The sequence below is a fragment of the Pseudosporangium ferrugineum genome (genome assembly GCF_003002065.1).
In the GTDB taxonomy this organism is placed as follows: Bacteria; Actinomycetota; Actinomycetes; order Mycobacteriales; family Micromonosporaceae; genus Actinoplanes; species Actinoplanes ferrugineus_A.
In genome coordinates this window covers 121,985-148,085 of the sequence record NZ_PVZG01000010.1, presented here as the reverse complement: position 1 = coordinate 148,085, position 26,101 = coordinate 121,985, and the positions used below count along the sequence as shown (strand labels likewise).

General features: G+C 73.6%; 23 protein-coding genes. 17 read left to right on the top strand and 6 right to left on the bottom strand.

The features are described from left to right. Window positions 1–197 precede the first annotated feature (197 nt). Window positions 198–761: an adenine phosphoribosyltransferase gene (locus CLV70_RS21695; protein WP_106128371.1), complete on the top strand. Its 564-nt coding sequence runs from the start codon at window positions 198–200 to the stop codon at window positions 759–761. 138 nt (window positions 762–899) lie between these two features. After that, window positions 900–3,602 (top strand): RelA/SpoT family protein, encoded by a 2,703-nt coding sequence (locus CLV70_RS21690; protein WP_425440192.1) that lies wholly within the window; start codon window positions 900–902, stop codon window positions 3,600–3,602. 79 nt (window positions 3,603–3,681) lie between these two features. On the opposite strand, the gene CLV70_RS21685 is transcribed toward CLV70_RS21690, so the two are convergent. Together CLV70_RS21685 and CLV70_RS21680 are read right to left on the bottom strand one after the other, a co-directional pair. Next, window positions 3,682–4,521: a peptidylprolyl isomerase gene (locus CLV70_RS21685; RefSeq protein ID WP_106128370.1), complete on the bottom strand. Its 840-nt coding sequence runs from the start codon at window positions 4,519–4,521 to the stop codon at window positions 3,682–3,684. Between the two features lie 68 nt (window positions 4,522–4,589). Next, window positions 4,590–5,486: a peptidylprolyl isomerase gene (locus CLV70_RS21680; protein ID WP_106128369.1), complete on the bottom strand. Its 897-nt coding sequence runs from the start codon at window positions 5,484–5,486 to the stop codon at window positions 4,590–4,592. Window positions 5,487–5,680: 194 nt separating this feature from the next. Between CLV70_RS21680 and CLV70_RS21675 the strand changes: the two genes are divergently transcribed. Further along, window positions 5,681–6,379, top strand: coding sequence for an MBL fold metallo-hydrolase (locus CLV70_RS21675; protein WP_106128368.1), 699 nt, complete (start codon window positions 5,681–5,683; stop codon window positions 6,377–6,379). Window positions 6,380–6,397: 18 nt separating this feature from the next. Then, the gene (gene hisS, locus CLV70_RS21670) at window positions 6,398–7,735 is read left to right on the top strand and encodes a histidine--tRNA ligase (RefSeq protein WP_106128367.1); all 1,338 of its coding nucleotides are present in this window, start codon (window positions 6,398–6,400) and stop codon (window positions 7,733–7,735) included. Here hisS and CLV70_RS21665 read toward each other — a convergent pair. After that, on the bottom strand, window positions 7,719–8,240 hold the full coding sequence (locus CLV70_RS21665) for a PaaI family thioesterase (protein ID WP_106128366.1): 522 nt from the start codon (window positions 8,238–8,240) through the stop codon (window positions 7,719–7,721). The genes hisS and CLV70_RS21665 overlap by 17 nt on opposite strands. 57 nt (window positions 8,241–8,297) lie before the next feature. On the opposite strand from CLV70_RS21665, the gene CLV70_RS21660 reads away from it, so the two are divergent. From CLV70_RS21660 to CLV70_RS21605, 12 genes are all read left to right on the top strand, one after another. Beyond that, the gene (locus tag CLV70_RS21660) at window positions 8,298–8,783 is read left to right on the top strand and encodes a winged helix-turn-helix transcriptional regulator (protein WP_106128365.1); all 486 of its coding nucleotides are present in this window, start codon (window positions 8,298–8,300) and stop codon (window positions 8,781–8,783) included. A 123-nt stretch (window positions 8,784–8,906) separates the two neighbouring features. Beyond that, entirely contained in the window at window positions 8,907–9,722 is an 816-nt protein-coding gene (locus CLV70_RS21655; RefSeq protein WP_106128364.1) for a cyanophycinase, read from the top strand. Next, window positions 9,719–12,439, top strand: a complete 2,721-nt coding sequence (gene cphA / locus CLV70_RS21650; RefSeq protein WP_106128363.1) for a cyanophycin synthetase — start codon at window positions 9,719–9,721, stop codon at window positions 12,437–12,439. The genes CLV70_RS21655 and cphA overlap by 4 nt, the downstream gene beginning before the upstream one ends. Window positions 12,440–12,965: 526 nt before the next feature. Further along, window positions 12,966–15,227: a serine/threonine-protein kinase gene (locus tag CLV70_RS21645; protein ID WP_106128362.1), complete on the top strand. Its 2,262-nt coding sequence runs from the start codon at window positions 12,966–12,968 to the stop codon at window positions 15,225–15,227. Between the two features lie 327 nt (window positions 15,228–15,554). Continuing rightward, window positions 15,555–15,812 (top strand): hypothetical protein, encoded by a 258-nt coding sequence (locus CLV70_RS21640; RefSeq protein ID WP_106128361.1) that lies wholly within the window; start codon window positions 15,555–15,557, stop codon window positions 15,810–15,812. Window positions 15,813–16,106: 294 nt separating this feature from the next. Continuing rightward, window positions 16,107–17,009 (top strand): sigma-70 family RNA polymerase sigma factor, encoded by a 903-nt coding sequence (locus CLV70_RS21635; protein WP_106128360.1) that lies wholly within the window; start codon window positions 16,107–16,109, stop codon window positions 17,007–17,009. Window positions 17,010–17,254: 245 nt separating this feature from the next. Next, the gene (locus CLV70_RS21630; RefSeq protein ID WP_106128359.1) at window positions 17,255–17,557 is read left to right on the top strand and encodes an urease subunit gamma; all 303 of its coding nucleotides are present in this window, start codon (window positions 17,255–17,257) and stop codon (window positions 17,555–17,557) included. Beyond that, the gene (locus CLV70_RS21625; RefSeq protein WP_106128358.1) at window positions 17,554–17,934 is read left to right on the top strand and encodes an urease subunit beta; all 381 of its coding nucleotides are present in this window, start codon (window positions 17,554–17,556) and stop codon (window positions 17,932–17,934) included. The genes CLV70_RS21630 and CLV70_RS21625 overlap by 4 nt, the downstream gene beginning before the upstream one ends. Window positions 17,935–17,989: 55 nt before the next feature. Next, the gene (locus tag CLV70_RS21620; protein ID WP_106128554.1) at window positions 17,990–19,708 is read left to right on the top strand and encodes an urease subunit alpha; all 1,719 of its coding nucleotides are present in this window, start codon (window positions 17,990–17,992) and stop codon (window positions 19,706–19,708) included. Further along, window positions 19,708–20,352 carry an urease accessory protein UreF gene (locus CLV70_RS21615; protein ID WP_106128357.1) on the top strand — a complete coding sequence of 215 codons (645 nt, stop codon included), beginning with the start codon at window positions 19,708–19,710 and terminating at the stop codon, window positions 20,350–20,352. The genes CLV70_RS21620 and CLV70_RS21615 overlap by 1 nt, the downstream gene beginning before the upstream one ends. Continuing rightward, complete coding sequence (gene ureG / locus CLV70_RS21610) at window positions 20,342–21,061, top strand: urease accessory protein UreG (protein WP_342750393.1); 720 nt, start codon at window positions 20,342–20,344, stop codon at window positions 21,059–21,061. Before CLV70_RS21615 ends, ureG begins: the two co-directional genes overlap by 11 nt. Before the next feature lie 4 nt (window positions 21,062–21,065). After that, window positions 21,066–21,896 (top strand): urease accessory protein UreD, encoded by an 831-nt coding sequence (locus tag CLV70_RS21605; protein WP_106128355.1) that lies wholly within the window; start codon window positions 21,066–21,068, stop codon window positions 21,894–21,896. A 3-nt stretch (window positions 21,897–21,899) separates the two neighbouring features. Here CLV70_RS21605 and CLV70_RS21600 read toward each other — a convergent pair whose 3' ends face one another. Genes CLV70_RS21600 through CLV70_RS21590 form a run of 3 tightly spaced genes read right to left on the bottom strand, consistent with a single transcriptional unit; the run spans window position 21,900 to window position 24,836 of the window. Continuing rightward, window positions 21,900–22,280, bottom strand: a complete 381-nt coding sequence (locus tag CLV70_RS21600; protein ID WP_106128354.1) for a RidA family protein — start codon at window positions 22,278–22,280, stop codon at window positions 21,900–21,902. Between the two features lies 1 nt (window position 22,281). Continuing rightward, entirely contained in the window at window positions 22,282–23,505 is a 1,224-nt protein-coding gene (locus tag CLV70_RS21595) for an amidohydrolase family protein (protein WP_106128353.1), read from the bottom strand. Beyond that, window positions 23,502–24,836: a transcriptional regulator gene (locus CLV70_RS21590; RefSeq protein ID WP_245908375.1), complete on the bottom strand. Its 1,335-nt coding sequence runs from the start codon at window positions 24,834–24,836 to the stop codon at window positions 23,502–23,504. Before CLV70_RS21590 ends, CLV70_RS21595 begins: the two co-directional genes overlap by 4 nt. Before the next feature lie 97 nt (window positions 24,837–24,933). Here CLV70_RS21590 and CLV70_RS21585 point away from each other — a divergent pair, with 97 nt between their 5' ends. Beyond that, the gene (locus tag CLV70_RS21585) at window positions 24,934–26,100 is read left to right on the top strand and encodes an alanine racemase (protein WP_106128352.1); all 1,167 of its coding nucleotides are present in this window, start codon (window positions 24,934–24,936) and stop codon (window positions 26,098–26,100) included. The last annotated feature ends 1 nt before the right edge of the window (window position 26,101 follow it).

Sequence of the window (26,101 nt, the reverse complement as noted above, 5' to 3'; positions counted from 1 at the left end):
CCGGGTGCGGTGCCGGGTGCGGTGCCGGGTGTGGTGCCGGGTGTGGTGCCGGGTGCGGTGCCGGGTGTGGTGGCCGGGCGCGGTGACCGAGGTGAGTTGGCCGAGCTGGCCGAGGTGGGTTGTGGGGGCCTGGGGGCTGCGGGGCGGGTGCGCCACCGGGCGGGGGCCGGTCGTCGGCTTTGTCTAGGCTGTGGCGCGTGACGGATACTGCTGCGGACGTACGTGGGGACAGTGGCGCCGAGGTCGCCGCGCTGGTGGCGAGCCGGGTTGTTGATGTGCCCGACTTTCCGAAGCCGGGGATTCTCTTCAAGGACCTGATGCCGCTGTTCGCGGACGGGCCGGTGTTCCGTGAGGTCATCGACGGGATCGTGGCGCACTACGGGGCCGGGTCGTTCGATGTCGTCGCCGGGGTCGAGGCGCGGGGGTTCGTGCTCGCCGCCGCCATCGCGTACGCGACCGGTAAGGGTGTCGTGCCGATCCGGAAGGCCGGCAAGCTGCCGCGGGACACGTTCGCCGCCTCGTACGCGCTGGAGTACGGGGAGGCGACGCTCGAGGTGCACCGGGACGCGTTCATCGCCGGGCACCGGGTTCTCGTGGTCGACGACGTGCTCGCCACCGGTGGCACCGCCGGGGCGGCCCTGGACCTGGTCGAGCAGGCCGGGGGGACCGTCGCGGGCTTCACCGTCGTCATGGAGCTCGGCTTCCTGGAGGGGCGGGCGCGGCTCAGTCCGCGTACGGTGCATGCGCTGTTGACCGTTTGATCCGTTTCGCCGGACCTGGTGGCGGTCATTCGGACCTTCGGGGCGGGCCACCGGGGAAGAGCGGGCGGGTAGGATGGCGTTTCCAACCAGGTGAGCAGCAGCCAACCCGGTGTGAGCAGTAGCGACGTGAGGAGGCCGGTGTCCAGCGACGTCGCCCCTCCGACGGAGGGCACGGTGCAGCCGACCGACGCGACCAAGGCTTCCACGCCGCCGAGTGACTCGGCGACGCCGGTGACGCCTGACGCAACTCCACCCGCCGAGCCGGCGCCGGCGACCACCGCGTCCACGCCGCGGCCGAGCGCGGCGGCGAACCCCCGACCGGCCGAAGCGGCGAACTCGCAGCCGGCCGGGACGGCGAACTCGCGGCCGGCCGGGGCAGCGAACCCGCGGCCAGCCCCGTCGGCGAACCCGCGGTCGGTCGAAGCAGCGAATCCGCGGCCGGCCGGGGCGGCTAATCCGCGGCCGGCCGCGTCGGCGAACTCGAGGCCGGCCGGGGCGCCGGTGTCCGGTGCGCCCCTGGCCGATGCCGACGCCACCCAGCCGCTCGGGCCGGGCGACGATCCCGCCGGCGGGTTCGGGCTGGCCAGCGCGCCGACCGGGCGCCGGGTGCGGGCCCGGCTGGCGCGGTTCAACGCGCCGTGGCAGAGCACCCAGGTCAGCGAGGTGCTCGAGCCGCTGATCGCCACGCACCGGGCCAGCCACCCGAAGGCCGACGGGCGGGCCCTGCAGCGTGCGTTCGACGTGGCCGCGCGCTGGCACTCGGGGCAGTACAGGAAGTCCGGCGACCCGTACATCACGCATCCGCTGGCCGTCGCGACGATCCTGGCGAATCTGGGCATGGACACCACCACGCTGGTGGCCGCCCTGCTGCACGACACGATCGAGGACACCGATTACGGCCTCGACCAGATGCGGGCCGACTTCGGCGGTGAGGTCGCGCTGCTCGTCGACGGCGTCACCAAGCTCGACCGGGTGAAACTGGGCGACGCGGCGAAGGCGGAGACGATCCGCAAGATGGTCGTCGCCATGGCCAAGGATCCCCGGGTGCTGGTCATCAAGCTGGCCGACCGGCTGCACAACATGCGGACGCTGACCTTCCTGCCGCGCGCCAAGCAGGAGCAGAAGGCCAAGGAGACGCTGGAGATCCTCGCGCCGCTGGCCCACCGCCTCGGCATGAACACGATCAAGTGGGAGCTCGAGGACCTCGCGTTCGGCACGCTGTTCCCGAAGCGGTTCGAGGAGATCAACCGGCTGATCGGCGAGCACCAGCCGCAGCGGGAGGCGCTGCTGCGGCAGGTCACCAACCGGGTGAGCCTCGACCTCAAGTCGGCGAAGATCAAGGCGGAGACCACCGGCCGCCCCAAGCACCTGTATTCGATCTACCAGAAGATGATCGTGCGGGGCCGCGACTTCAACGACATCTACGACCTGGTCGGCGTGCGGATCCTGGTCGACACGGTGCGCGACTGCTACGCGGCGCTGGGGGTCATCCACGCCAACTGGCAGCCGGTGCCGGGCCGGTTCAAGGACTACATCGCGATGCCGAAGTTCAACATGTACCAGTCGTTGCACACGACGGTCATCGGCCCGACCGGCAAGCCGGTCGAGATGCAGATCCGGACCTTCGCGATGCACCGTACGGCGGAGTTCGGCATCGCCGCGCACTGGAAGTACAAGGAGCAGAAGGGCGCCACGATCGTGGGCCCGCCCGCGCACATCGACGAGATGACGTGGCTGCGCCAGCTGCTGGACTGGCAGCGGGAGGCGAGCGACCCGAGCGAGTTCCTCGACGCGCTGCGCTTCGACCTGTCCAGCCAGGAGGTGTACGTCTTCACCCCCAAGGGCGACGTCATCCCGCTGCCGACCGGTTCGACGCCGGTCGACTTCGCGTACGCGGTGCACACCGAGGTGGGCCACAAGACGATCGGCGCCCGGGTCAACGGCAAGCTGGTGCCGCTGGAGTCGACGCTGTCGAACGGCGACGTGATCGAGATCTTCACGTCGAAGTCGGCGACGGCGGGCCCGACGCAGGACTGGCTGGGCTTCGTCAAGAGCCCGCGGGCGCGGACGAAGATCCGGCAGTTCTTCAACAAGGAGCGCCGCGAGGAGGCGATCGAGGCCGGCAAGGAGGCGATCGTCAAGGCGATGCGCAAGCAGGGCCTGCCCCTGCAACGCATGCTGACCAGCGACAACCTCACCACCATCGCCCGCGACCTGCACCTGGCGGACGTCTCCTCGCTGTACGCGGCCGTCGGCGAGAGCACCGTCTCGGCGCAGTCGGTCGTGCAGAAGCTCGTGGCCGGGTTCGGCGGCGAGGAGGGCGCGGTCGAGGACATCGCCGAGACCGCCGTCGCGACCCGGCCGCCGCGCAACCGCAGCACCGCCAACGACCCCGGGGTCGTGGTCAAGGACGTCAGCGACGTCTGGGTGAAGCTGGCCCGCTGCTGCACGCCGGTGCCGGGCGACGCGGTGTTCGGCTTCGTGACCCGTTCCGGGGGCGTGAGCGTGCACCGGGAGGACTGCGCCAACGCGGAGGACCTGCGCGAGCAGAGCGAACGCGTGGTCGAGGTGAGCTGGAAGCCGACGTCGGCGTCGACGTTCCTGGTCGCCATCCAGGTGGAGGCGCTCGACCGGCACAAGCTGCTGGCGGACGTGACCCGGGTGCTGTCGGAGGAGCGGGTGAACATCCTCTCGGCGACGGTGACGACGACCCGCGACCGGGTGGCGGTCAGCCGCTTCACGTTCGAGATGGCCGACCCGAAGCACCTGGGCCACCTGGTCGCCGCGGTGCGCAAGGTGGACGGTGTCTTCGACGCCTACCGCGTGACGTCGGGGGCCTGACCGCCCGACGTGGACGGCGAAGAGGCGGACGGACGAAAAAAGGGCGGGCCCGATCGGGCCCGCCCTTTCCGGTTCCGCGTTACTGGGCCGCGGCCATCGTCAGCGTCTTGATGGTCACTTCGCGCTTCGGGTGGCCGTCGCCCTTGGCGTTGGCGTCGTCGCTGCCGGCCTTGGCCACGTTCTCGACGATGTCCAGGCCCTTGGTGATGGTGCCCAGGACCGTGTAGTCGGCGGGGAGGTCGGTGTCGGCGTACACGATGAAGAACTGGCTGCCCGTGGTGCTGGGCGCCTGGGTCTTGGCCATCGCGATCGTGCCCTTGGGGTAGGTGGGCTTCGCGTTGGTCGGGAGGTTCTCCTCCGGGTACTTGAAGTTCGGGCCGCCCTGGCCGTCGGTGTCGCGGTAGCCCTTGCCGGAGGCCATCGGGTCGCCGCACTGCAGGACCTTGATGCCCTCGGTGGTGAGCCGGTGGCACTTGCTGTTGTCCCAGAACTTCTTGCTCGCGAGGTACGTGAACGCCGCGCCGGTGCAGGGCGACTTGGACAGGTCCACCGCGGCCGTGATGGCGCCCAGGTTGGTGTCCATCGTGAGCGTGCTCTTGCCGGTGTTCGGCACGTTGTTCGGAGGCAGGCCGCCGGTGTCCTTCACCTTGCCGCCGCCGCTGCCGTCGTCCGGGATCCAGTTGCAGGCGACGGTGCCGGGCGGCGGGGGAGCGGCGGCCTTGGTGCCACCCTTGTCGTCGTCGCTGCCGAGGGCGGCCACGATCCAGACCGCGGCACCGGCGATCACCACGACCGCGAGGGCCGAGCCGATGATGGCCTGGCGCTGGCGGCGCTTCTTCGCGGCAGCGGCCCGCTCGGCCATCTCCTTCTCGAGGCGGGCCCGCGCCGCCGCGCGCTGCCTGTCCTTGATCGACGACACGGTGTTCCTCCTGGTATGCCTTCGTGCACTGAGGGGCTGCGGTCGGTGGGGATTCTGCTCCGGAAAATTCAGGACTGGCTGGATGCCGACGGGGCGGCCGAGGGGGGCGCCGCGGCCGCGGTGGTGGCCTCGCCGACGGTGATGCTCTGGACGGTGATCGTGTCCTTGGGCTTCACCTTGTCGCCGGCCGCGTTCGCCACGACCGGGATCTTGCCGAGCTTCGCCACCGTGTCCATCCCGCCGGTGACCTTGCCGACGATCGGGTACGGCGGCTCGCCCTTGGGCGTGAAGTCCTTGAAGAAGATGAGGAACTGGCTGCCGTTGCTGCCCGGCGGGTCGCCGATGAGCGCCACGGTGCCCTTCGGGTAGAGCGGTGCGGCCGGCGGCGCGGCGGGGGCGGACGAGGCGCTCGCGCTGGGCGTCGGCTCCGGCGCCAGCGGCACGTTCTCGTTGTAGACGCTGTACGTCGGCCCGCCCTGCCCGGTGCCGCTCGGGTCGCCGCAGCGGATCGCGCCCTCGGTCGTGATCTCGTGGCAGGTGGTGTTGTCGTAGAACTTCTTGCCCGCCAGGTACGACAGGTCCGCGGCGCTGCACGGCGCGTTCGCGAGGTCGAGGCTCACCACGACGGGCGCGCCCTTGTCGGTGGTGATCGTCATCGGCCGGGTGCCCTCGGTGGGAATGCCGGTGGTCGGCGGCTCGCCCACGTCCTTGAGGCTCTTGTTGCTCTCGGCGTTCTGCGTCGTCCACGCGCACACGTCCGCGTCGGCCGCGTCGGTCGTCGTGTCGTCGCTGTCGAACGCCCCGCCGAGCCAGGCGATGCCGCCGACGATGACGACCAGCGCGAGAGCCGCGCCGAGACCGGCTTGGATCTGCCGCCGCCGGCGTTGCCTGGCGGCCCGGCGCGCCATCTGGCGATCAAGCTTCTCCCGCGCCAGTTTCCGCGCCCGATCCTTGCTGGAGACCACCTAGGGCTTCCTTCCTCACTTCACGCCTCACACCGCGGCACGTGCGCCACGCCACACGCCCGCAAGAGTGTACGGGTATCGCCTGAGAATGTGGTGTGCGAGGTTGCGTGGCGGTGGGTACGGTGCGTCCGGCTAGGCTTCGACACGGAAATGCGGCCCTGAGGCACAGACCTGCGACCTGAGGAGGGTGCGGAGTGCTCGTCACCGGCTTCCCGGCCGAGGCCTTCGGCACCAACTGCTACGTCCTGGCCGCGGGCCCGGGTGAGCAGTGCCTGGTGGTCGATCCCGGCGTCGGCGTCCTGGACCGGCTCGACGACGTCCTCGCCCGGCACCGGCTCCAGCCGGCCGCGGTGCTGCTGACCCACGGCCACCTCGACCACACCTTCTCCGTCGCGCCGGTGTGCGGCGCGCGCGGCATCACGGCGTACGTGCATCCCGCCGACCGCGACCAGCTCGCCGACCCGGCCAAGGGCCTCGGCGTGAGCATCGAGGACCTGTTCCGCGGCCGGTTCACCTACACCGAGCCCGAGGACGTCGCCGAGCTGACCGACGGCGCCACGCTGAGCCTCGCGGGCCTGGAGATCACCGTCGACCACGCGCCCGGCCATACCGGCGGGTCGGTGCTGTTCCGGCTGCCCGGCGCCGGCACGTCCTGGGAGGCGGAGCAGATCTGCCTCTCCGGTGACGTGCTCTTCGCCGGCTCCATCGGACGCACCGACCTGCCGGGCGGCAACACCGACACGATGCTGACCAGCCTGCGGGAGAAGATCCTGCCGCTGGCCGATGACACGGTCGTGCTGCCCGGCCACGGACCCGAGACGACGATCGGCCGGGAGCGTGTCGCGAACCCGTACCTGCGGGAGCTGACCGGCGCGCCCAGCCGGGGTATCTAGACCAGGAGAACCAGCACCATGAGCAAGCCCACGCCCATCTCCGGCTTCCCGGAGTGGCTGCCCGCCCAGCGGATGATCGAGCAGAACGTCGTCGAGAAGATCCGGTCGACCTTCGAACTGTACGGTTTCGCGCCGCTCGAGACCCGCGCCGTCGAGCCGATGGACCAGCTGCTGCGCAAGGGCGAGACCTCCAAGGAGGTGTACGTCCTGCGCCGCCTCCAGGAGGACCCGGCCGCCGGCGGTGGCGACGACGCGCTCGGCCTGCACTTCGACCTGACCGTGCCGTTCGCGCGGTTCGTGCTGGAGAACAGCGGCAAGCTGCAGTTCCCGTTCCGGCGCTACCAGATCCAGAAGGTGTGGCGCGGCGAGCGGCCCCAGGAGGGGCGGTACCGCGAGTTCCTCCAGGCCGACATCGACGTGGTGGACCGGGACACGCTGCCGTTCCACTACGACACCGAGATGCCGCTGGTGATCGGCGACGCCTTCCGCTCGCTGCCGATCCCGCAGGCCACGATCCTGGTGAACAACCGCAAGGTGTGCGAGGGCTTCTACCGCGGGCTCGGCCTGGAGGATCCGGACCAGGTCCTGCGTACGGTGGACAAGCTCGACAAGATCGGCCCGGAGAAGGTAGCGGCCCTGCTCGTGGAGACGGCCGGCGCGACCGACGCCCAGGCCCGGGCGTGCCTGCGGCTGGCGGAGATCTCGACCGGGGACGCGTCCTTCGTGGACGCCGTCCGTGCGCTGGGCGTCAGCAACGCGCTGCTCGACGAGGGGCTGGAGGAGCTGGTCCGGGTCGTGGACGCCGCGGCGGAGCACGCGCCGGGTCTGATCCGGGCGGAGCTGAAGATCGCCCGGGGCCTCGACTACTACACCGGCACGGTCTACGAGACCCAGCTGCGTGGCTACGAGCGGTTCGGTTCCATCTGCTCCGGCGGCCGGTACGAGAACCTGGCGTCGGCGGGCAACGAGCGCTTCCCCGGCGTGGGCATCTCCATCGGCGTGTCCCGGATGCTCGGCCTGCTCTTCGGCCACGGCGCGCTGTCCGTCTCGCGGAGCGTGCCGACGTGCGTCGTGGTGGCCCTGCCCCACGAGGATCTGCGGGGGCGCTGCGACGGGATAGCCCGGGCGCTGCGGTCGCGGCGGATCAGCACGGAGGTCGCCCCGTCGGCGGCGAAGTTCGGCAAGCAGATCCGCTTCGCCGAGCGTCGCGGGATCCCGTACGTCTGGTTCCCGGGTGCCGGCGGCGAGCCGGACACCATCAAGGACATCCGCTCGGGCGAGCAGGTGGAGGCGGACGCGGCGACCTGGACCCCGCCGGCCGGCGACCTGCTCCCGGAGGTCAGCGGGGCCCGGTAGCGGGCGCGTCGAAGATCATGCAGCTGGACGTGGCGTGGGCGACCAGGCGGCCGGCGGTGTCGGTCATGCGGGCCTCGGCCAGCGCCGTGCGCCGGCCACGCTGGAGCACGGTGCCGGTGGTGGCGAGGCGGCCGGAGGCCAGCGTCACGGGACGCAGGAACTTCACCGTCAGGTCGAGGCTGGTGTAGCCGACCCCGGCGGGCAGCGTGGAGTGCACCGAGCACGCGGCGGCGGTGTCCAGCAGGGTGGAGAGCACGCCGCCGTGGACCGTGCCGAGCGGGTTGTAGTGGAACTCCTGCGGCTCCAGGTAGACCGTCACGCTGCCCTCGGTCACCTCCATGCCGGACATGTCGATCATGTTCATGACCGGCGGGCCGGGCAGGTCGCCGCGGGCCATCGCCCGGAGCAGTTCGAGCCCCGAGCGGTCGCCGCGCAGGCTCGCATGCTGGGCCGGGTCGCTCCAGGCGAACGTACGGGACCGGGCCTCGCTCTGGGTCTGCGTCATGGACGCAGGCTGCCACGGGCTTGCTGTGTCTGTCAATGAGACCTAGCCTCGGTGGCTATGACCGAGACCACAGCGAGGCCCGAGGCGCTCGGCTGGTCCATGGAGACCTGCACGATCGGCCGGGCCATGGGCATTCTGGGCGAGAAGTGGACCTTCGTCGTGCTGCGGGAGGTCTTCAACGGCGTCCGGCGCTTCGCCGACATGCGGGAGCACACCGGCATGCCCCGGCAGGTCCTGACCAACCGGCTCGCCGCCCTCGTCGAGCACGGCGTGCTGCGCCGCGAGCCGTACCAGGAGCCCGGCGCCCGGATCCGCCACGAGTACCGCCTGACCCCCAAGGGCTTCGACCTCTACCCGGTGATGGTGGCGGTGAAGGAGTGGGGCGACCGCTACCTCGCCGAGCCCGAGGGGCCGCCGCTGACCATGGTGCACCGCGACTGCGGCGCGGAGGTCCGTACCGCCGTGCACTGCTCGGACGGGCACGCCGTGACCGACAACCGTGACGTGGTCCCGCGGCCCGGTCCGGGCGCCCGCCGCCGCTGATCGCGGTCACCCATCTGCTGCCCGCCAACTCCCCGGATTAGCCGTATGTTTCTTATTTGTTCCGTTTAACCTCAAAGGCGAGCCGCCGGGTCCGTAGCAGCGGCGCGGCGGAGGAGGTGCAGCGTGGCGGCCCGGTTGCTGATCATCGGCGGCGCCGAGCGCCACGGCACGGGCGGCACCGCCATCCTCGGCCGCTTCGTCGAGCTGGCCGGGGGAGCCACCGCCGACATCGTGATCATCGCGACGGCCAGCGGCGAGCCCGCGGTCCTCGAGGCCGAGTACGCGCAGCTCTTCACCGGCCTCGGCGCCGGGCAGGTCCGCGGCCTGCGGATCACCACCCGCGCGCAGGCGAACGACGCCGCCGTGGTGGAGGCCCTCGCGCCCGCCACGGGCATCTTCTTCACCGGCGGCGACCAGCTCCGGATCACCACCGTGCTGGGCGGCACCCTCGCCGACTCGGCGCTGCAGACCCTCGTGCAGGGCGGCACGACCGTGCTGGGCGGCACCAGCGCCGGCGCGGCCATGATGTCCGGCACGATGATCCTGGGCGGCGAGGCGCCGGGGCTGACCCGGGCGGGCGTACGGACCGGGCCGGGGCTCGAGTTCCTGCCCGGCGTGGTGATCGACATGCACTTCGCCGAGCGCGGAAGGCTCAACCGGCTGCTCACCGCCGTGGCGCTGTATCCGCACGAGCTCGGCCTGGGCATCGACGAGGACACCGCGATCCTGGCCGACGGCGACCGTTTCCAGGTGCTCGGCTCCGGCACGGTCACCGTCGTCGACGCCGGCGCGGCCACCGACATCCGGGTACCGGCGGAAGGCCCCATCGCGTTCACCGGGGCCCGCATCCACGTGCTGCCGGCCGGAAGCAGATTCGAACTGTCCAGCCGCTGCCCCTCGATCCCAGGGGCCGCCGGGGAACGGGGAGCCGCCCGATGAAGATTCTCAGCCTGCGCCACCTGCGCGGCCCCAACGTGCACCTGTCCCGGCCGGCGGTGGTGGCCCGGCTGGGCCTCGACGAGCTCACCGGCCGGGAGACCACGGACGTCGCGGGCTTCCCCGAACGGCTGCTGCGGGGGCTGCCGGGGCTGGCCGAGCACCACTGCGCGGCCGGCGCGCCGGGCGGCTTCGTGAGCCGGATGCGCGGCGGCACCTACTTCGGGCACGTCACCGAGCACGTCATGCTCGAGCTGTCCCAGCGGATCGGGCGGAACGTCAGCTTCGGGCGTACGGTCTCCACCGCCGAGCCCGGGATCTACGACCTGATCGTGGAGTGCCCGCGCGACGAGTCGCCGGAGTCCTCCCTGCCCGCCCAGTTGCTGGAGGCGGCGGTCGAGCTGGTCGCCGCGGTGGCGTCCGGCGCCTCGATCGTCCGAGCCGACCTCGACCGGCGGCTGGCGGCCCTGGCCGGGCTCGCTGAGCGCGAGGCCACCGGGCCCAGCACCACGGCGATCATCGCCGCGGCGCGCCGCCGCGGCATCCCGGTCGAACGGTACGGCGACCTCAGCCTCCTGCGCCTCGGCTGGGGTACCCGCCGCCGCCTGGCCTGGGCGGCGATGACCGACCGGACCGGCGGGGTCGGCATCGACATCGCCGCCGACAAGCAGACGACCCGGCGGATGCTCAGCGACGCCGGCATCCCGGTCGCGCCCGGCGGCACGGCCACCGGGCCGGACGAGGCGGTCCGGCTGCTGGCCGAGCTGGGCGCCCCGGTGGTGGTCAAGCCGCGGCGCGGCCGGCAGGGCGAGCACGTGGCGCTGAACCTGCGGACCGCCGCGGAGGTCCACGCGGCCGTCCTGGCGGCCGGCGGCGAGGTGGTGGTGGAGCGACAGCTCGGCGGCCGGGACTACCGGGTGCTGGTGGTGGCCGGGGAGGTCGTGGCCGCCGCCGAGCGGGTCGCCGCGCACGTCATCGGCGACGGGGAGAGCACGGTCGCGGAGCTGGTGGCCCGGGTCAACGCCGACCCGCGGCGCGGCATGGGCCACTCCCGGGCCCTCACCCGGATCGCCCTCGACGACATCGCCGAGGCGGTCCTGGCCCGCCAGGAGTGCACGACCGGCACCGTGCCCGCCGCCGGGACGCGCGTCCGGCTGCGCGACAACGCCAACCTCTCCTCGGGCGGCACCGGGCACGACGTCACCGACCGGGTGCATCCGGACGTGGCCCGGCTGTGCCTGCGGGTCGCCGCCGTCGTCGGCCTCGACGTCGCCGGCATCGACCTGCGGCTGCCCGACATCGCCGCGCCGGTGCCGCCCACGGCCGACCCGGACGACGTCGCCGCCGGGGTCATCGAGGTCAACGCCGTCCCGGGCCTGCGGATGCACCTGTCGCCGGTCTCGGGCCGCTCCCGGGACGTGGGCGACGCCATCGTGCGGGCGATGTTCCCGGGCGGCTCCGACGGGCGCATCCCGGTCGCCGCCGTGACCGGGACCAACGGCAAGACGTCGGTGGCGCGGATGACGGCGTACCTGCTCGGCGGGGGTGGCCTGCGGATCGGGCTGACTACCACGGACGGCGTCTCGCTCGACGGCCGGACGGTCTACCGCGGCGACGCCACCGGACCGCGCTCCGCCCAGATGGTCCTCGGCGATCCGGGGGTCCAGGCGGCGGTCCTGGAGACCGCCCGGGGTGGCACGCTCCGGCGCGGGCTCGGGTACGACTGGAGCGACGTGGGCGTGGTCACGAACATCACGGCCGACCACCTCGGCCAGGACGGGCTCGGCTCGGTCGAGGACATCGCGCACGTGAAGGCCCTGGTGGCGGAGCGCGTCCGGGACGGCGGCACGCTCGTGCTCAACGCCGACGACCCGTGGGTGCGCAGCCTGGTGGACCGGCCCCGGGTACGCGCCGACCGCAAGCGCGTCGTCTGGTTCGGTGCCGACCCGCAGCAGCCGGTGCTCGTCGGACACCTGGGCCGGGGCGGTACGGCGTACCTGCTCCAGGACGGCTGGCTGGTGCAGGCCACCGGCGCGCGCCGCACCCCGTTGCTGCGGGTGGCCGAGGTGCCCGGCGCGTTCGGGGGAGCGGCGCCGTACGCGGCCGTCAACGCCCTGGCCGCGATCGCCGCCGCCCGCGCGATGGGCGCCCCGGCCGGCGTGGTGACCGAGCGCCTCACCGAGTTCGAGCCCCGGGTGCACAACCCGGGCCGCGGCACCGTGCTGCGCCTGGGCGAGGTGTCCCTGTTCGTGGACTACGCGCACAACCCGGCGGCGCTGGCGGCGGTGCTGCGCACCCTCGAACGCCTCTACGGCCGCGACCGCTGCGTCGCCGCCGCGACCCTGCCCGGCGACCGCCGCGACGACCTGCTGGCCGCGTCCGCGCAGGTGCTGGCGGACGGGGTGACCCGGGCGGTGCTCTACGACGACGAGGACCCGCGGGGCCGCCGGCCGGGCGAGGTGTCGGCGCTGGTCGAGCGGGAGATGCGGGGACGGCGCCCGAACCTGCGGTCGGTCCGGGCGGAGGGCTACCGGGCGGCGGTGCGGGAGGCGTTGCGGCTCGCGGTGCCCGGTGACGTGGTGCTCGTGCTCTACGAGAAGCTGACGCCGATGCTCGAGCACCTGGAGGAGCTGGGGGCGGTGCCGGTGGAGGCGCCGCCGGTGCTCGGCCTGCGTCCGGCGCCCGTACGCCTCGCCGGTGCCGGCACCGCGGCGAGCTGACCCGGTTTGTCCCACGTTCCGGTGAGCGTGACCAACAAAGCATGATCGGCGTGGAAGTTTCATCCGATCGGGCGGGGTGACGCAGGTCATTGCCCTTCGGCAAGGAATGACCCGTACGTTCCGTGAGCGACGCTCAGGAACGGGCGAATCTCATCCCAGCGTGATGCAAGAGCCACTGCACGTGCAGATTCCCTTGTAGATGCGCCCCGTTCGGGGGATAGCCGCAAGTTCCGACGAAAGGTGCATAGGCCGCGCGGAGCGGTTCGAGGTCCCGCCGGTACGGCCCTGACCAGGGGTTTTGTCCGGAAGGGACGACGGGCACCGCTGGCACATGCCACAGAACGGACGGTGACGAGCCGCAGGTCATCGCGATAGTCGAAGAGTCGAACCGGGGGCCGCGGGTCCGCTACGATCCTCGCCGTCGATGGGGAATGCCAGGTCCGGTCCCGGACCGCGGCCGACCCCGGCGCCGGGACACATGGCGGTGTGCCTCCGGTGTTTCATCCGATCGCGCATGTGGGGGCACATGAGCACGACGGACCTGCCCGGTTCGAGTCTGCTGGCCGGTCGCTACCGACTGGTCGAGCGGCTCGGCGCCGGCGGGATGTCAGTGGTGTGGCGAGGCTTCGACGAGGTCCTCGGGCGGCAGGTGGCGGTCAAGGTGCTGCCGCCGTCGACGAGCGCGGACCCGTCGTTCCGCCGGCGGCTGCGCGCGGAGGCCCAGGCGGCCGCCCGGCTCAGCCACCCGCACATCACCAACGTCTACGACTACGGCGAGGCGACCACCGTCGACGGTGAGCCGGTGCCGTACGTCGTGATGGAGCTGGTCGACGGCGAGTCGCTCGCCGCCGTGCTCGCCCGCGCCCAGCGCCTGCCCTGGCCCGCCGCCGTACGCATCTGCGCCGAGGTCTCCGCCGCGCTGGCCGCGGCGCACGCCCGGGGCATCGTGCACCGCGACGTGACCCCGGCCAACGTCATGCTGACGCCGGCCGGCGCCAAGGTCGTCGACTTCGGCATCTCGGCGCTGATCGGCGAGAACGACATCGACCCGGACGGCAGCCTGCTCGGCACGCCCGCCTACCTCGCGCCCGAGCGGCTCGAGGGCGGCCAGGTCAGCCCGGCCACCGACGTGTACGCGGTGGGCCTGCTCATCTACCGCACCCTGATCGGCCAGCTGCCCTGGGACGTCGGCACCACCACCGCGCTGCTGCGCGCCCACCAGTACACCGAGCCCGAGCCGATGCCGCCCGTCGAGGGCCTGCCCGCGGCCGTCTCCGCGCTGATCGCCCGGTGCCTGGAGAAGCGGCCGTCGGACCGCCCGTCCAGCGCCGAGCTCGCCCACGTCCTGGGCACGGTCTCGGCCGGGGTGCCCGCGGCCCGCGCGTTCGTGCCGGACTGGGCCGACAGCGGCGAGGACACCACGATCCTGCCGTCCGCGCGGTCGTACACCGACGGCCTCGGCCGGCTGCGGCCCGGGCACGCCCGGGTCGGCGACCCGGCCACGCCGGGACGCGGCGTGGCCGCGGTGCCCCCGGCGGCGGGGGGGTCGCCCGAGGCCCCGGCCGCCGGCAGCCCGGCCGAGCCGATCTCGGTCGTCGAGACCGAGGCCCCGGTGGGGGCCAACAGCGCTCCGGCGGTGGCCCCGCCCCAGCGCGGCGGCCGCAACAGCCGCTTCGGCCCGGTGCCGCCCATGGCGCCGGCGGCCGGCGGCGCCGCGGCGCCGCCGATGCCCCCCGGCCCGCTCTTCGGCGGCCCCGACGTCGGCATGCCCGCCGCGGGAGGTCCCGACGACGGTCCGGCCCTGCGCCCCGCGTTCGGCGCCGCGCCCGACCGGCCCCCGGCCCGCCCCGACGCGCAGGCGGCCGGCGGTGTCCCGCCCACGCAGCGCCCCGGTGGTCCCTCGGTGGCCGACCCCCGGCCCGGCGGGCGACCGGGCGGCACCCGGCGTCGCGGCGTGGCGGTCTTCGCCGGCGCGGCCGTCCTGGTGGTCAGCGGCGTGGCCTGGGCACTGGCGATGGGCGCCGGCGATCCGCCGCAGAAGGTCGTCGCCAACGGCGTGGGCCCGCAGCCGACCCAGGTCGCGGGCGCCAACAAGTGCGTGGTGAGCTACGCGGTCTGGTCCGACGACGGCGGCCGGTTCAAGGCGGCCATCACCATCGCCAACCGCGACGTCCGGGCGATCAAGAACTGGAACCTGTGGTTCCTCATGCCCGGCGACCAGGTCGTCTCCGGCAACGGCAAGCTCGGTCTCGACCAGCAGGCCCGCGCCGTCACCGTGAACTCCCGCAGGACGCTCAACCCGCAGGCGACCGAGACCATGCAGTTCACCGGGCGCTACAAGGCCAGCAACGCCGCGCCGATGGTCTTCAAGCTCGACGGGCAGACCTGCGAGACGTTCGTGTCGCCGAAGCCCGGCGAGCCGTCCCGGCCGGTCGAGCACCTGGACAACGGCACGATCCGGCTCGGCCCGGTGCCGGTCAAGGACACCCCGATCCCCGGCATCTCGATCGCGCCGGGCGGCGTGGCCGTCCCGGTCCCGGTGCCCACGACCGTCTCCGTTCCCGAGCCGCGGCCCAGCACGCCGACGGGAACCTCGACGGGCACCGGCAGCCCGACGACGACCGGCACCGACGATGACGACGCGCCGCCCCCGGAGCCGCCGCCGACGGGCACGACACCCCCGACGACACCCCCCACCAGCCTGGACACGACGACCACGCCGCCGCCGATGCAGTCGGACGACCCGGACGCGGTGGACACGGACGCGCCGCCTCCGATCTTCGGGTAAAGGCCTCCGGTCTTTGGGTAAAACACGACACAGGGCGAGGCGGTCGACCGGAGTAGCGGTCGGCCGCCTCCGCGCGTATTAGAGTCGAAATCGATCCGGCAGGCACTTTCGGTCGCGGTCCGGACGGGAAACCCGCGGCGGACGCGGCGGCCGACGGCGAGACGCCCCGCCGAAAACGGTGCAAAGCGTCTCGGCGTGCCTGCGGGCCCGCTTGACGCCCGCGAGGAAGATGGTTGATACCGGTCCGCAACCTGAGCGGGCCCGGTCCGCACCGACGCGAGCGTTAGCTGGATCTCGAGCAAGTCGTCGCACATCGGGGAGTCCGACATGATCAGCACCGTTCAGGAACTGGCGGCGGAGGCATTGTTCGTCTCCGACCTGCAGCCGTCCCAGTGTCCGAGCCGCCGCGCGGTCGAGGAGGCGGTGACCGCCATGATCCTGCGCTTCGGCAGCGACGGGTGCGCCGCGGGGGTGGCCGCGGAGTTCGGCGACCACCCCGAGGTGGCGGTGCGCCGGATGGGCTGGGTCCGCGAGGAACTGGCCGCCGTGCTGGCCTCGCAGCGCAGCCCGCACTTCGCCAACTGACCCCGCCGTGAGCGGCGCGCTTCGCCTCTTGACCCCTGCCGTGAGCGGCGCGCACTTCGCCTTCGGACCCTGCCGTGAGCGGCGCGCTTCGCTTGTGACCCCTGCCGTGAGCGGCGCGCCTCGCTTGTGGCCCTGGCGTGAGCGGCGCGCGGGAGCGGCGTCCGTTACCTGAGTCTTTTTACGAAAAAACTCCATAAAAGCAACCGAGTTCGGGCGCCCCTGCACCCGTCGGCGGCAAATGTCTTCCTCAACGGCCGGTTCACCCGCCGGCCGTGTACGAGCGAGGAGGACTACGTGACCGTCACGACCGAACTCCCCGCCACCATCGGCAGGACCCACGACGCGCCGTCCGCGCGCGACATCGAGGATCTGGTCCGCGAGCACATGCCGATGGTGGGCCACCTGGTCCGGGAGCTGCTGAATCGCGTGCCCGGCCATGTTCACTCCGACGACCTGTCATCCGCCGGCTTCGCCGCGCTCCTCGGTGCCGCCCGCTCCTTCGACGTGAGCCGCGGCATCCCGTTCCACCGGTTCGCCGCCGTACGCATCCGCGGCGCGCTCCTGGACGAGCTGCGCGGTCAGGACTGGGCCAGTCGTTCCGTACGCGCCCGGGCCCGCCGCACCGCACAGGCGCGGCAGGAGCTGACGGCCGCGCTGGGGCGTACGCCCACCGAGGCCGAGGTCGCGGAGATGCTCGGCATCGGGGTAGCCGAGCTGGCAGCCGTCGAGGACGACGTGCAGAAGGCCGCGCTGCTCAGCCTCCAGGGCTTTCCCACCGGCGCCGCCGAGGAGATGGTGCCGGAGCTCTCGGAGGGGCCCGAGGACCTGCTGATCAAGCGGGAACGCCTCGGCTACCTGCACCAGGCGATCCAGGCCCTGCCGGAGCGGCTGCGGATGGTCGTCACCCAGTCGTTCCTGCAGGAGCAGCCGCTCAGCGAGGTGGCCGCCGAGCTGGGCGTGACCGAGTCCCGCATCTCCCAGCTGCGCACCGAGGCGCTGCGGCTGCTGCGGGAGGGGCTGAACAGTTCGCTCGCGCCGGAGCTGCTGACGGTGGCCGCGGGGGGCCCGCGTACGCGCAAGGGCTGCCTGCAGCGCCGCCGCACCGAGTACTTCGCCCGGGTGGCGGACCAGGGCACCCTGCACACCCGGCTGGCACTCACGGACAGCCACGGCGTGCCCATCGCCTTCGCCGCCTGAGCGGGAGCGACCCCGGCCGCACGGTTCCCACGGACCGTGCGGCCGGCCCCGCGCGCGCCAACCCGCCGGGCCGCGGCCGGCGGATCCAGACGTACGCCCTGACCGCGACCGGCCCGCAGGGCGACGCGATCCCGGCCCAGACGTACACGGCCGCCCGTGCTTTGATCAGGCGGGTGACCTGACGGTGGGTAACATTCCGGAAACGTCGGGCTGCGAGCATCGCGGGGCGATCAGGGGAGGTTCGTTTGTTCCTCAGCCAGCACGAACAGGAGCGGCTGCTCATCCACGTCGCGGCCGACGTGGCGCGGCGGCGGCGCGATCGGGGCCTGCGCCTCAACCATCCCGAGGCGACCGCGATCATCACCGCTTTCCTGCTGGAGGGGGCGCGGGACGGGCGTACCGTGGCCGAGCTGATGGACGCCGGCCGGCGGGTGCTCACCCGCGACGACGTCATGGAGGGCGTGCCGGAGATGCTGCCCGAGGTGCAGGTCGAGGCCACCTTCCCGGACGGCACCAAGCTGGTCACCGTGCACGGGCCCATCTCGTGATCCCCGGCGAGATCATCCCCGGCAGCGGCGACATCGAGATCAATTCCGGGCGTACGGTGCTGAGCCTCACCGTTCGCAACACCGGCGACCGTCCCGTCCAGGTCGGTTCGCACTATCACTTCGCCGAGGCCAACGCCGCCCTGGATTTCGACCGCGACGCGGCGTGGGGGCACCGGCTCGCCGTGCCCGCCGGCATCTCGGTGCGGTTCGAGCCCGGGATGCCGCGCGACGTGACGCTCGTGCCGTTCGCCGGCCTGCGGATCGTGCCCGGCCTGCGCGGCCTGGCCGGCGGCCCGCTGGACCCGTCGCCGCGCGAGGACATCGAGCCGGCCGGCGCCCTCGACGAGGACCTGCCCGAGAACGGGAGCCTGCGGTGAACGAGCGAGCGACAGGACCGGCCGGCCGGCGGCCCGCACAGTGCGAGGCGGCGGCGTGAGCACACTGGACCGGGGGCGGTACGCCGCCCTCTACGGGCCGACCGCCGGCGACCGGATCCGGCTCGCCGACACCAACCTGCTGATCGAGGTCGAGGAGGACCGCAGCGCCGGGCCCCGCCCCGGCGACGAGGTCGTGTTCGGCGGCGGCAAGGTGATCCGCGAGTCCATGGGGCAGTCCCGGGCCACCCGCGCCGAGGGCACCCCGGACACGGTGATCACCGGCGCCGTGGTGCTCGACCACTGGGGCGTGGTCAAGGCCGACGTCGGCATCCGCGACGGGCGGATCGTGGCGCTCGGCAAGGCCGGGAACCCCGACATCATGGACGGCGTGGACCCGGGGCTGGTGATCGGCCCCGGCACCGAGATCATTGCCGGGAACGGCCGCATCCTCACCGCCGGCGCCATCGACAGCCACGTCCACCTGATCAGCCCGACCGTCCTCGACACCGCGCTGGCCGCCGGGATCACCTCGATCATCGGGGGCGGGACCGGGCCGGCCGAGGGCACCAAGGCGACCACGGTCACGCCCAGCTCGTGGCACCTGGCGCGGATGCTGGAGGCGCTCGACACCTGGCCGGTCAACGTGCTGCTGCTCGGCAAGGGCAACACGATGAGCGAGGAGTCGCTCTGGGAGCAGCTCCGCGGCGGGGCCGGCGGGTTCAAGCTGCACGAGGACTGGGGCACCACGCCGGCCGTCATCGACGCCGCGCTGAAGGTGGCCGACGCGTCCGGCGTGCAGGTCGCGATCCACACCGACACGCTCAACGAGGCCGGGTTCGTGGAGGAGACGCTGCGGGCCATCGGCGGGCGGTCGATCCACGCGTACCACACCGAGGGGGCCGGCGGCGGGCACGCGCCCGACATCATCACGGTCGCCTCGCACCCCCACGTGCTGCCGTCGTCGACCAACCCGACCCGGCCGTACACGCGCAACACCCTCAGCGAGCACCTCGACATGCTGATGGTCTGTCACCATCTCAACTCGGCGGTGCCCGAGGATCTGGCGTTCGCCGAGAGCCGCATCCGGCCGTCCACGATGGCGGCCGAGGACCTGCTGCACGACCTGGGCGCGATCTCGATGATCGGCTCGGACTCGCAGGCCATGGGCCGGATCGGCGAGGTCGTCATGCGGACCTGGCAGACCGCGCACGTGATGAAGGCCCGGCGCGGGGCGCTGCCCGGTGACGGCGCCGCGGACAACGTGCGGGCCCGCCGCTACGTGGCCAAGTACACGATCAACCCGGCGATCGCGCACGGCATGGCGGAGCAGGTCGGCTCGGTCGAGCCCGGCAAGCTCGCCGATCTCGTGCTCTGGGACCCGGCCTTCTTCGGGGTACGCCCGGCGCTGGTGATCAAGGGCGGCATGATCGCGTACGCGCAGATGGGCGACGCCAACGCCTCGATCCCGACGCCCCAGCCGGTGCTGCCCCGCCCGATGTTCGGCGCGTACGGGGTGGTGCCGGCGGTGACGTCGCTGGCCTTCGTCGCGCCGGCGGCGATCGACGCCCTGCTCGGCGACCGGATCGGCGTCAAGCGCGACCTGGTGCCGGTGGCGGACACCCGCTCGGTGGGCAAGGCGGACCTCCCGCTCAACGACGCGACCCCGCGCATCGAGGTCGAGCCGGACACGTTCACCGTGCGCATCGACGGGGAGGTCGTCGAGCCGGAGCCGGTCACCGAGCTGCCCATGGCCCAGCGCTACCACCTGTTCTGATGAGCCTCGCCACCCTGCTCGTGCTCGCCGACGGGCGGTTGCCCGCCGGAGGCCACGCGCACTCCGGCGGCCTGGAGGCGGCCGTCTCCGCCGGGCGGGTGGCCGGCGTCGCGGACCTCGAAGGGTTCCTGCGGGGGCGGCTGTCCACCTCGGGACTGGTCGCCGCCGCCTTCGCCGCCGCCGCGTGCGCGCACCCGTCCCGCTGGTCCGGGCTCGACGACGCGCTGGACGCCCGTACGCCCTCCCCGGCCCTGCGGAAGGCGTCGCGGGCCCAGGGCCGGGCCCTGCTGCGCGCCGGCCGGGCGATGTGGCCGCTCCCGCCGATCGGCCGGGAGCCGCACCACCCCGTCGCCCTCGGCGTGCTGGCGTCGGCGGCCGGCCTCGGTCCCGAGGCGGCGGCGGTTGCGGCGGCACACGGCACGGTCACCGGCCCCGCGAGCGCCGCGGTCCGATTGCTGGGGCTGGACCCGTACGCGGTCCACGCCCTGATCGCGCGCCTCGCCCCGGAATGCGACCGGCTCGCGGCCGTGGCGGCGGCCCGCACCGACGACCCGCCCGACGACCTGACGGCCGCGGGAGCACCCCTGCTCGACCTCGGCGCCGAGCGCCACGCCACCTGGGAGGTGCGTCTCTTTGCATCCTGAACGGCATCCCGACGACCACGTGCACGGCCCGGACGAGGTGCCGCACAGCCACCCGGACCCGTCCGTCGACCCGCACGCCCCGCTCGCCGCCGGGCCCCGCGCGCTGCGGATCGGCATCGGCGGCCCGGTCGGCTCCGGCAAGACCGCGCTGGTCGCCGCCCTGTGCCGGGCGCTCGGCGAGGAGCTGCGGCTCGCGGTCGTGACCAACGACATCTACACCACCGAGGACGCCGACTTCCTGCTGCGCAACGGGGTCCTGCCGGCCGATCGCATCCGCGCGGTGGAGACCGGCTGCTGCCCGCACACCGCGATCCGGGACGACATCTCCGCCAATCTCGACGCGGTCGAGGACCTGGAGGCGGCCCTCGGCCCGCTGGACCTGGTGCTGGTGGAGAGCGGCGGCGACAACCTGACCGCCACCTTCAGCAAGGGCCTGATCGACCGGCAGATCTTCGTGGTCGACGTGGCCGGCGGCGACAAGGTGCCGCGCAAGGGCGGTCCGGGCGTGACGACCGCGGACCTGCTGGTCATCAACAAGACCGACCTCGCACCGCTGGTCGGCGCGGACCTGTCGGTGATGGACCGGGACGCCCGGGCGCGGCGCGGCGACCTGCCCACGGTCTTCCTGTCGCTGACCGAGGACCGCGCGGCCACCCCGGTGGCGGACTGGATCCGCACGCTGGCGGCGACCCGCGCCCCGGCCGGCTGACCCGGTGCGCGCCGAGGCGTCGCTGGTCGCGGAGGCGGACGGCGCGGGCGGGACCCGCCTCGCCGTGCTCCGGGGCGAGTCGCCGCTGCTGCTGCGCCGCACCGGGCCCCGCGGTCCGGGCGTCACCGTGCACCTCGTCGGCGGTGCGGCCGGCCCGTTGCGCGGCGACGACCTGCGCCTGACGATCGCCGTCGGGGAGCGGGCCACGCTGTCGGTCCGCAGCGTGGCGGCCCAGCTGGCGCTGCCGGGACGGCCCGGCGCACCCCCGTCGCGGCTCGTCGTCACCGCCACGGTGGCGGCCGGCGGCGCCCTGCTCTGGGCCCCCGAACCGCTGATCGCGGCGGCCGGCTGCGACCACGTCGCGGTCACCGACGTGACGGTTGCCGACGGCGGCACCCTCGTCTGGCGCGACGACCTGGTGTGCGGCCGGCACGCCGAGGAACCCGGCGACGTCCGGTCCGGCGTGACGATCCGCTACGCCGGCCGGACGCTGTACCGCCACGAGCTCGCCGTCGGGCCGGCCGCCCCGGGCTGGTCGGGCCCGGCCGTGCTCGGCACCGCCCGGGCGATCGGCTCGCTGATCGTCGCCGGCCCCAGCCCCGGCCCCGGCCCCAGCCCCAGCCCCGGCTCCGGCTCGGGCGCCAGCTCCGGACCTGATCCCGCTGATCCCGGCTCGGGCCCCGGCTCGGCTCGGCTCGGGCTGCTCGGCGGCGATGCCGTGGTCATGCCGCTGGCCGGCCCCGGCGTGCTGGCCAGCGCCGTCGGCCCGGACATTCGCCAGGTCCGCGCGGCCCTCGACCCGCTGACCGTGCTGCCCGTACCGGTGCCCGTCTGAGGGTCAGGGCCCGGTGTAGAGCACGGCGTCGATCTCGATGTCGAAGCCGACCAGCGGGACCGGGAGTGTCGTGCGTACGGGAAGGTGCTCGCCCTTGATGTATTGGGCGTAGATCTCGTTCAGCTCGGGGAAGTCGGCGAAGTCGCGCAGGTAGACGCCGACGCGCACGGCCTGGTCGAGGCTCGCGCCGGCCGCCCGCGCCACGGCCTCGAGATTGCGGAACGCCGCGTGGGCCTGCTCCGCGAAGGTGCCCGTCACGCGGGTGCCGTCGGGCAGCGCCGGGATGGCGCCGGCCAGGTAGACGGTGTCGCCGGCCACCACCGCGTGCGAGTACGGCCCGCCCGCCGGGGCCGCCTTGTCGGTCACGATCGCGCGCTTGGGCATGTCAGGAACTCCTTGTCGGGTTTCTCGGGAACTGCTCGGCCAGGCCGTCGGCGCCCACGAGAGGCGCCGCCAGCAGGGCTCGGAGGTCGTCGTCGCGGCGGTCCAGGGCGGCGCGCTGCGCGGCGGTGAGCGGGATCCACGGCGGCGACGGCGCCGGCATCCGGGGCGTGAGGAGCCGGCCACCCACGTACGTGGCCACGTTCCGCAGCCGCAGCGGCGCCCGCCGGACCTGCCGGTGCGCGTCCACGACCTCGAAGCTGCCCTCGTCGACCCGGAACACCGCGAGGTCGGCGGGCGCGCCCACGTCCAGCGAACCGCCGGGCAGGCCCAGGGCCCGGGCCGGATGCGTGGTGACGGCGGCGAGGGCGTCGGCCAGCGGCAGCCCCACGGCGACGAGCTTGGCGACCGTCGTGGGCAGATCGAAGACCGGGCCGTGCACCGACCGGGCGTGCAGGTCCGTGGAGATCGTGTACGCCCGCAGCCCCGCCCCCAGCTGCGCCTCGGCGACGTCGAACGCGAACCCGCCCGAGCCGTGCCCGATGTCGAGCAGCACCCCGCGCTCGTACGCCGAGCGCACCGCCGGCCCGAGCGGGGAGGCGATGCCGCTGGCGCAGTGCGTCACGATGTCGCCGGGGCGCAGCAGCTCCAGCACCTCGTCGAGCGCGGGCGGGGTCGTACCGATGTGGACCATGACCGGGATCCCGCACGCCTCCGCCGCCGCCAGCCCGCGCCGCAGCGGTTCGACGCCGTTCTCGCCGACCGTCTCGTGGTCGATGCGCACCTTGATGCCGCGGATCAGGTCGCGGTGCGCGAGCACGGTGTCGACGGCCAGGGCGACGTCGCAGTTCGCCAAGTCGCGGCTCTCCCCGGTGCGCCCGGCCAGCCCGAGCGCCGAGATGTTGAGCAGGGCCGGGACCCGGACGCTCAGGCCCGCCGCCGTACGCCGCAGGCCCGCCACCGTGTACGCGCCCGCCGAACCGGCGTCGACCCACGTGGTCACGCCGGTGTACCAGGCGATCGGGTCGGGGTCGATGCCCCAGTAGCCCGGGCCGACGTGGGTGTGCAGGTCGATGAGGCCGGGCGTGACCAGGCAGCCGCCGGCGTCGCGGACCGTGGTGCCGGTGAGGCCGGTGCCGACGGCCGCGATGCGCCCGTCCCGCACGGCGACGTCCGCGGTCCCGTGCCCCAGCACGTCGCCGCCGCGCAGGACCAGGTCGTACGTCACCGCATACCCTCCAGGGCCGCGGTGATCGCCAGCCGGTAGAGCCGCGTCGGGCGGCCCTTGCGGTGCACCTGCGAGCTGCCGTCGCCGACGGCCAGGTCCGACTCGCTCAGCTTGCGGATCAGCCGGCGCCCGCTCGGGTCGGTGATGCCCAGCGACCGGGCCAGGTCGCTGGGGGAGACGGGCCGCCCGGCCAGCGTCCGTTCGATGGCCGCGAGCCGGGACAGGGTCGCCGGGCTGAGCCCGGCCCGGCGCGCCAGCGCCTCCAGGCCGCCGTGCTCCCGGTACGTGTACGCCAGCGGCACGCCCGAGGCTCCCATCGGCCCGATCATCAGCCCGTTGTCGGAGAGCAGGTACGCGCCCGGATCGGCGTCCTGCTCGGCCCGGCCGGCGGCGCGCTCGGCGAGGGCCACGCACACCCGGGCGGAGGCGCCGATGCCGAAACCGGCCACCGCCCGTACGCCGAGGGTGTCGCGGGCCTCGGCCAGCACGGGCAGCCCGACCCACCGGTGGGTGACCGCCTCGAAGAGGGCGGCGTGGGCGAAGACGACGACGCCGCGCCGCCCCCGGTCGTCGATCCACGCGTCGGCGAACTCGGGGGTGTGCAGCAGGAGGTGCAGCAGCCCGACGCGGGCGCGGTCCAGGTCGGTGCCGCCGCTGCCCTTCGCGACCAGGAAGACGCCGGCGGCGAACCGCTGCCCGTCGGCCTGCTTGTTGCGGATCCGCAGGGCCAGCTCGTGCAGGTCGGCCCGGATCGTGCCGGCGGTGGCGAGCGCGTTGAGGACGGCGACCCGGCCGTCGAGGGCCGCGGCGACGCCGGTCCGGACGCTGATCACGTACGCGGCACCGGTCTCCGCGAGCCGTTCCCGGTGGAACGCGACCACCTCGGCGATGGGCTGCGCGGGGTCGAAGGGCAGGCAGGCGATCGCGCTCCGGTCCAGGTCGAGGGCGGACGCGACCTCGTCGACGGTCTCCTGGGTGAACGTGTCGATGCTCACCGGGGTCGCCGGCCAGCCGTTGCCCCGGGCCCGGGACCAGGCGAGGGCCAGATCCAGCGCGGCCGACCGGGTGACGGTCACGGGCAGGCCGGCGGGGAGCAGATCACGGGCCCGCGCGTACGGGACGAGCCCGAGCAGCAGCCCGTCGAGGTGTTCCCCGCGCAGCAGCCCGGCCACCCGGTCGCGGATCTGGTCCTCGCGCTCGTACACGGCCCAGGCGAACGTGACGCCGGTGAGGGTGCGGGCCGCCTCCTCGAACCGGGCCCGGTGGCCGGCGTGCAGCACCAGGCCGATCACGGTGCCCTTCCGGTCCAGGGGCAGCTCAGCCGCGGACAACGTGCCGCCTCCCCGCGCGTACCTGTTGGTTCGTAAGTGGTCCGTAGTAGCTTCCACACAATGCGCGATGGCGCTCCGGCGGTCAAGGGAGACTCCGATGATTCTCGACATCCCCGACGATCTGCTCGACTGGCGGGCCAAGGGGTTCTGGCTGCCGGAGGGCGAGGTACCGGCCCGGATGTTCGCCGCCGCCCGGCACTCCCTCTTCGACGGCTCGTTCACCTGGCCGCTGCTCGTCGTCCGGGACTCGGCGGTGCGGGCGAACATCGCGACCATGGCCGCGTACGCGCGGCGTCACGGCTTCTCCTTCGCCCCGCACGCCAAGACCACGATGGCGCCGACCCTGCTGGAGGCGCAGCTCGCGGCGGGTGCGTGGGGGCTGACCGTGGCGACCGCGAACCAGGCGCTGGTGCTGCGGCGCCTCGGGGTGCCCCGGGTGCTGATCGCCAACGAGGTGCTCGACGGCACCGCCCTGGGCTGGCTGGCGGCCCAGGCGGCGCGCGGCTGGGAGGTCACCGTCCAGGTCGACTCGGTGGCCGGCGTCGAGGCGGTGGCCGCGGCGGGTGGGCTGCCCGTCCTGATCGAGCTCGGCCACCCGGGCGGGCGCACGGGCTGCCGTACGGTCGCGGAGGTCGTGGCGGTGGCCGAGGCCGCCGCGTCCGCACCGGGCGTGACCCTCGCCGGGCTGACCGGCTACGAGGGCGCCCTGCCCGACGCCGCCGCGGTCGACGGGTTCCTCGCCACGCTGATCGAGGCGACCCGGGCCGTCGCCCGCCTGCTGCCGCCCGAGGTGATCGTCTCCGCGGGCGGCAGCGCCTGGTTCGACCGGGTGATCAAGGCGCTCGAGGGTCAGTGGCTGGACGGCCACACCGTGCGCGCCCTCCTGCGCAGCGGCGCCTCGGTCACCCACGACGAGGGCTTCTATCGCGAGCGCACCCCGTTCAACCGCGAGCCCGGCGAGGGCACCCTCGCCCCCGGCCTGGAGATGTACGCCCAGGTCCTGTCCACACCGGAACCGGGCCTCGCGATCGTCGGCATGGGCAAGCGCGACGCACCCTTCGACGAGGGCCTCCCGGTCACCTCCTCCGGCGAGGTGACCAAGATGAACGACCATCACACGTACGTCCACAGCAGCGGCGCGGCGGTCGGGGACGTGCTCCGGTTCGGCCTGTCGCACCCGTGCACGGCCTTCGACAAGTGGCGCTTCATCCCGGTGGCCGACGACGACGATGTGGTGGTGGACGTGCTGCACACGTACTTTTAGC

Excerpts from the sequence above, each read along its gene's own strand:
- hisS (WP_106128367.1), top strand. The coding sequence starts at position 6,398 with ATGAGCAAGCCCACGCCCATCTCCGGCTTCCCGGAGTGGCTGCCCGCC.
- CLV70_RS21665 (WP_106128366.1), bottom strand. The coding sequence starts at position 8,240 with ATGACGCAGACCCAGAGCGAGGCCCGGTCCCGTACGTTCGCCTGGAGC.
- CLV70_RS21660 (WP_106128365.1), top strand. The coding sequence starts at position 8,298 with ATGACCGAGACCACAGCGAGGCCCGAGGCGCTCGGCTGGTCCATGGAG.
- cphA (WP_106128363.1), top strand. The coding sequence starts at position 9,719 with ATGAAGATTCTCAGCCTGCGCCACCTGCGCGGCCCCAACGTGCACCTG.
- CLV70_RS21645 (WP_106128362.1), top strand. The coding sequence starts at position 12,966 with ATGAGCACGACGGACCTGCCCGGTTCGAGTCTGCTGGCCGGTCGCTAC.
- CLV70_RS21640 (WP_106128361.1), top strand. The coding sequence starts at position 15,555 with ATGATCAGCACCGTTCAGGAACTGGCGGCGGAGGCATTGTTCGTCTCC.
- CLV70_RS21615 (WP_106128357.1), top strand. The coding sequence starts at position 19,708 with ATGAGCCTCGCCACCCTGCTCGTGCTCGCCGACGGGCGGTTGCCCGCC.
- CLV70_RS21600 (WP_106128354.1), bottom strand. The coding sequence starts at position 22,280 with ATGCCCAAGCGCGCGATCGTGACCGACAAGGCGGCCCCGGCGGGCGGG.
- CLV70_RS21585 (WP_106128352.1), top strand. The coding sequence starts at position 24,934 with ATGATTCTCGACATCCCCGACGATCTGCTCGACTGGCGGGCCAAGGGG.